The sequence below is a fragment of the Staphylococcus sp. EG-SA-15 genome (genome assembly GCF_017151895.1).
GTDB classification, from domain to species: Bacteria; Bacillota; Bacilli; order Staphylococcales; family Staphylococcaceae; genus Staphylococcus; species Staphylococcus aureus.
Genome location: NZ_JACVZN010000137.1, coordinates 1 through 248, shown reverse-complemented (window position 1 = coordinate 248; position 248 = coordinate 1). Strand labels below are relative to the sequence as shown.

Below are 248 nucleotides of genomic sequence, written 5' to 3'. Positions count from 1 at the left end.
TTACCCAATCAAAAATCTTGAAGATTTATATGACAAAGAAGGATATCGAGATGGCGAATTTGAAAAAGGTGATAAGGGGACGTGGACGATATATACAGATTTTGCCAAAAGTAATAAAGCGGGTGAAATGAGTACAGGGAAAATTACCGTCAAAAAGAAATACTACGGAAAGTATACATTTGAATTGGATAAAAAGTTACAAGAAGACCGGATGTCCGATGTTATCAATGTCACAGATATTGATAGAA

At 34.3% G+C, this 248-nt stretch carries 1 protein-coding gene; it reads left to right on the top strand.

Translation table 11 applies throughout. The features are described from left to right. On the top strand, positions 1-248 hold a 248-nt coding region (locus IDG64_RS15315; RefSeq protein WP_241012152.1), incomplete at both ends, for a Csa1 family protein.